This window comes from Nonomuraea sp. NPDC004702 (genome assembly GCF_053601695.1).
Genome location: NZ_JBSGCE010000163.1, coordinates 1 through 4,922 on the forward strand (window position 1 = coordinate 1; position 4,922 = coordinate 4,922).

The 4,922-nt window shown below is 68.4% G+C and carries 7 protein-coding genes; 4 read left to right on the forward strand and 3 right to left on the reverse strand.

The window, feature by feature from the left end; genetic code table 11:
* Positions 1-353 precede the first annotated feature (353 nt).
* Positions 354-989: a TetR/AcrR family transcriptional regulator gene (locus ACWEJ6_RS54220; protein WP_452433572.1), complete on the reverse strand. Its 636-nt coding sequence runs from the start codon at positions 987-989 to the stop codon at positions 354-356.
* Between the two features lie 84 nt (positions 990-1,073).
* Here ACWEJ6_RS54220 and ACWEJ6_RS54225 point away from each other — a divergent pair, with 84 nt between their 5' ends.
* Positions 1,074-1,466, forward strand: a complete 393-nt coding sequence (locus ACWEJ6_RS54225) for a DUF1761 domain-containing protein (protein WP_452433573.1) — start codon at positions 1,074-1,076, stop codon at positions 1,464-1,466.
* A 32-nt stretch (positions 1,467-1,498) separates the two neighbouring features.
* A complete protein-coding gene (locus ACWEJ6_RS54230) occupies positions 1,499-1,873 on the forward strand; it encodes a DUF1801 domain-containing protein (RefSeq protein ID WP_387666989.1) in 375 nt (124 codons plus the stop codon).
* A gap of 51 nt (positions 1,874-1,924) precedes the next feature.
* Here the strand turns inward: ACWEJ6_RS54230 and ACWEJ6_RS54235 are convergent, their stop codons facing one another.
* Both ACWEJ6_RS54235 and ACWEJ6_RS54240 read right to left on the reverse strand, forming a co-directional pair.
* Positions 1,925-2,149 (reverse strand): hypothetical protein, encoded by a 225-nt coding sequence (locus tag ACWEJ6_RS54235; protein WP_452433574.1) that lies wholly within the window; start codon positions 2,147-2,149, stop codon positions 1,925-1,927.
* Positions 2,146-3,357: a cation:proton antiporter gene (locus tag ACWEJ6_RS54240; protein ID WP_452433576.1), complete on the reverse strand. Its 1,212-nt coding sequence runs from the start codon at positions 3,355-3,357 to the stop codon at positions 2,146-2,148. Before ACWEJ6_RS54240 ends, ACWEJ6_RS54235 begins: the two co-directional genes overlap by 4 nt.
* A 403-nt stretch (positions 3,358-3,760) precedes the next feature.
* On the opposite strand from ACWEJ6_RS54240, the gene ACWEJ6_RS54245 reads away from it, so the two are divergent.
* A complete protein-coding gene (locus tag ACWEJ6_RS54245) occupies positions 3,761-4,204 on the forward strand; it encodes a CBS domain-containing protein (RefSeq protein ID WP_452433577.1) in 444 nt (147 codons plus the stop codon).
* The coding region (locus ACWEJ6_RS54250) for an SLC13 family permease (RefSeq protein ID WP_452433578.1) at positions 4,201-4,922 on the forward strand (722 nt) is incomplete at its 3' end. The genes ACWEJ6_RS54245 and ACWEJ6_RS54250, both read left to right, overlap by 4 nt.

A 4,922-nucleotide genomic window follows, 5' to 3' on the forward strand; every position in this document is an offset into this window, starting at 1 on the left:
CGGCTCGACAGGCAGTTCCTCCATGGACAGCGACCCCACGGCGGTCTCGGGCGTCAAGCGTCTCTTTCTTGATCATCAGATCCGGCGTCAGTTCGCAGTCCCTGGCGCTGGGAGGCGTTCTCGCGGGTGCCACGATTGGATGGCTGACCTTCGTGGCGACCGGCATTTCCGCTCAAGCAGTTTCTTCAGAACCCATGTGCATGGGCGCGGCCCTCGGAGGCCTTGACCACCTGACGGAGTAGGCCCCGCTCAGGGGGTGTAGAGGTCCGGTGGCACCCGCTCATAGGCGTACGACGGGCGCCTCCGGCATTCGTTCTTGCTGGTGGTCGTGCACAGGCGATCTGCTCGCCGGGTTACCGAGGAGTGAAGGCGGCGAGAAAGACGCGGGTGCCCTCGTCGGCGAGTTCGGTCAGTTCCTCGGGGGACCCGGCGGCCGCGTCGCCTAGGAAGGCGACCCGGTTGGTGGGAATCGAGGAGATCAGCCAGGTGAACAAGTAGGCGGCGCGTTCTGGGTCGGGGGTGTTCAGCAGGCCGCGTTCGGTCAGCTTTGCGAAGGTCTCCGCGAGAAGTTTGAGCGTGCGTCCCCAGCTCCGCTCGAAGTACTCGCGTCCAATGGCCGGGAAGCGCTCCGCTTCGGCGATGACCAACCGTCGCATCTGCAGGACTTCCCGGTTCATCAACCCGGCCAGGGTCATCCGTGCATGGTCCCGCAAGGCGGTCTCGATGTCGTCCGTCTCCGCGAGCGCGCGGATTGCGGGCTTGAAGTGCTCATAACCGCGATCAACGGTGTCCAGGACGACGCCGGCGAACAGATCCTCCTTGTCGGCGAAGTACTGGTACACCGTCCGCTTCGAGGCTCCTGCCGCGGCGGCCACCGCATCCATGCTCGTACCGACGTAGCCGTGGGCGGTGAACACCGACCGCGCGGCCGTGAGAATCTCCTGGCGCTTGCGCGCCGAGCGGACCTCGGCCCGTGCCGAAGCGGTCAACGGACTCCTCCTTGACAGAGAACACTACCCGGTTTAGTTTTATCACGCATAAACGGTACCGTTTAGTTTACCTGGAGTCGGTCCATGAGTAACGTGATCTCCGTCATTGCCGCATCGATCGCGGTGTTCGTACTCAGCTCGACCTACTACGCCCTGCTCACCCCGACCGAGAAACGTCTGCTGGGTGAGCGTGCCCCGGACCGAGGCGACCGGCCGCCACCACTGAAGATCCTCCTGGAGCTGGTGCGCGGCGTCGTGATCGCCGCCGTGATCGCGGGCTTGGCCGAGTACGCCGGAATCACCGGGGCAGGCCCGGTGATGGCGCTCGGCCTGGTGCTGTGGGTCGGATTCCCGGCAGTGCTGCTCACCGGGTCCATGATGTGGGAGAGGACGCCCGCCGTCACCGCAGCGCTGCACGCCGGCGACTGGCTGATGAAAATTCTCGTTACCTCGGCGATCGTGGGTGCCTGGCTGTGAACGACGTACGCCCCTATGAGACAGACCCTCGTGTGGACGACTACATCGACGCCCTGCCCGGATGGCAGCAGGACATCTGCCGGCAGGTCCGGGACCTGATCCACGCCGCGGACCCCGAGATAGGCGAGACCATCAAGCGAACGGTCCGGCCCTACTTCGTACTCCAGGGCAACGTGTGCGCACTGCTCGCCGCCAAGGACCACGTCAACGTCTTTCTGTACGACGGCGCCATCGTCCCCGACCCCGAAGGCATCATCACGGCCGGCCACCACAACAAGACCGCCCGCACGGTGGCTTTCCGTGAAGGAGAAACCATCAACGCTCCTGCTCTCACTGCCATGTTCCGCCAGATCATCGCCAACAACCGAGCCGGCGGGTGGCGCAAGCTCAAAAAACAGCTTGAATAGGCGTGGACGGTGGAGATGGTGCCGATCTGCCCAGTGGCATCGAACGATGACTCAGCCGAGGCCGACGACAACCAGGAACCAGGGCACCAGACCGGTGACGCACACCGCGGACGTCGCGGTGAACAGGGCCGTCAGCCAGCCCGCCGACTCGCCCGACTCGGTGGCGACCGGCGAGGCGAGCAGGGCGGTGCCGATCAGGGCCACGGCGGCGAACCCGGTGACGATCACCTGGGCCGGGTGCGGGAAGCGGCCCAGGAGTCCGTACGACCGTCTCACGGGGTCCGGTCGCGCTTACGGAGGCGGCCGAACCAGGCCGGGACGTCGTGCTCGTCGTCGAAGCCGCGGGCCACCACGATGTCGGTGGAGGAGTGGAGCAGGATCGAGGCCACGATGGTGACGGCGACGATCTGGAACACCTGCTGCGCGGCGGCGATCCCGGAGGCGAGCACGAGCAGCCCGTACACCACCGACGCGAACCCCTTCGGGCCGAACCACGCCACCGCAGCCTGCTCGCGCACCGTCAGCCCGGAACGCAGGAACGACAGCCAGATCGCCACCGGCCGCGCCACCACCAGCGCCAGGATCGCGAACAGCCACCCCTGCCAGCCCACCGAGCCCAGCAGCGACGGCGTGATGAGCGCCCCGAACACCAGCAGCGCCGCCAGCTTGAAGATCTCCGCGATGAGCTCGCCGAAGTGCTCGAACGATTCGCGCTGCCGCTGCCCGAAGGTCGCCACGGTGATCCCGGCGGAGAACGCGGCCAGGAACAGGTTGCCGTGCGTGGCCTTGCCCACGGCCAGCACCAGCAGGCCGATGGCCAGGGCGTTGAGCGGCTCGTAGGCGGTGGAGGCGGCGAACCAGCGGGTCTGCTCCAGCCTGATCGCCGCCCACGGGATCGCCACGCCGATGAGCACGCCCAGGCCGAGCTCCAGCCCCAGCTCGCCGAGGTGCAGGTCGGCCGAGCCCGAGGCGATCGCCAGGAACAGGATGACGAACGGCAGCGCGAGCCCGTCGTTGACGCCGGACTCGACGTTCAGCAGTTGCCGCAGCCGGGGCGGCACCTTCTCGTTGCCGACCAGGGCGGCGGCGAACACCGGGTCGGTGGGCGCCAGGATCGCGCCGATCAGCAGCGACTCGACCCAGCCCAGCCCGAGCAGGTAGTGCGCGCCGGCGGCGGTGATGACCAGGGTGAGCGGCAGGCCCCAGCCGAGCGCCCGCCCCGGCAGCCGCCACGCGCTGCGCAGCTCGGCCCAGCCCACCCGCATGCCGTCGGTGAACAGCACCGCGAACAGCGCCAGCTCGGCCAGCGTCGCCACCAGGTCGTCGCCGGGCTTGAGCGAGACCACGCCGAGCACGCCGTCGCCGAGCACGAACCCGGCCACCAGGAACAGCGCCGCCGTGGACAGGACGGTGCGATGGGCCAGGCTGGACAGCAGCACCGCCAGCAGCAGCAGGCCCGCGAACGCGGTCAGCAGGGCGCCCATCAAGCACGCCGGGAGGAAAGGATCATGGCTGCGAGGGTCTCCGGTCGGATCGTCGTCAAAAACGTTGCCGACCAGACTTCCCGGCGCACCGGCGATTACCTTAACAGCGCGCGTCGGCGATGCGCACATACGAGTTCTTGACGGCGGCATCGCGCAGCAGACCACCGGGACCGGACATGACACCGTCCTGTTCGACGGCTTCCCGATCCGGGGTCCTGACCGCAGGTGAGAGGAGGCGCCGGCACCACGACAAAGCGTCTGGAAGACGCTGCCGCTGATCGACCGGCGGCTGCCTGTCCTGTGCGCGCCGGCTGTGATCGGGCAGGTCCTGATACCTTGTGTGCAGGTGCGCCGGGAAGTCTGGTCGGCAGGTCCTTGTCCCGCTGTCGCAAAGGATGTGCTGGTGCGCGCCCGAGACCTACTTGCCGACTTCCCCACGGTCGAGCTCGACAGCCCGGTGATCGACGCGGCCCGGCTGCTCGCCGACCAGGATCTGCCCGGCCTCATCGTCGTCGAGGACGACGGCACGCCGTTCACGATCCTCCCCGGCACCCAGGTGCTGCGCCTGGCGGTGCCCGGCTACTGCATGGAGGATCCCGCGTTGGCCCGGGTGGTCGACGAGGCCCATGCCGACGCGTTCCTGCGCGGACTGGACGGCCGCACCGTGCGTGAAGCGCTGCCGGAGCGTCCGCGCGAGCTGCCGGTCACGGATCCCGACGCCACCGTCCTGGAGCTCGCCTCCTTGATGGCACGCACCCGCAGCCCGCTGGTGGCGGTGGTGGACGACGGGCGGTTGCTGGGCGCGGTGACGCTGCAGGCGCTGCTGGACCGGGTGCTGCCCGCGTGAGCGTGCTCGCCTGGGTGAGCGTGGCGGCGTTCCTGGCCGCCTACGCGCTGATCGCCACCGAGAAGGTCCACCGGGTCGCGGCGGCGCTGGGCGGCGCCGGGATCATGCTCCTGGTCCACGCCACCAATGCGAAGGCCGCGTTCTTCTCCGAGCACACCGGCATCGACTGGAACGTCGTCTTCCTGCTGCTCGGCATGATGGTCATCGTCGGAGTGCTCAAGGAGACCGGCGTCTTCGAGTACCTGGCGATCTGGGCCGCCAAACGCCCCCGTGGCCGGCCGTTCCGGCTGATGGTGCTGCTGGTGCTGATCACCGCGGTCGCCTCGGCGCTGCTGGACAACGTCACCACGGTGCTGCTGATCGCGCCCGTGACGTTCCTGGTGTGCGAGCGGCTGGCGGTCAGCCCGGTGCCGTTCCTGATCGCCGAGGCGATGGCGTCCAACATCGGCGGCGCCGCCACGCTGGTCGGCGATCCGCCCAACATCATCATCGCCAGCCGCGGCGGCCTGACCTTCAACGACTTCCTCGTCCACATGGCACCGATGATCGTCATTCTCATGGCGGTGTTCGTCGCCCTGTGCTGGCTGCTGTTCGGCCGGTCGCTCCGCTACGACCCCGAGCGCGCCGGACAGGTCATGGCGCTGGACGAGCGGGAGGCGATCGCCGACCGGCGGCTGCTGTGGCAGTCGCTGGCCGTGCTGGCCCTGGTGATGGCCGC

Coding starts and splice junctions, on each gene's coding strand:
- ACWEJ6_RS54225 (WP_452433573.1), top strand. CDS start 1,074: ATGAGTAACGTGATCTCCGTCATTGCCGCATCGATCGCGGTGTTCGTA.
- ACWEJ6_RS54240 (WP_452433576.1), bottom strand. CDS start 3,357: ATGGGCGCCCTGCTGACCGCGTTCGCGGGCCTGCTGCTGCTGGCGGTG.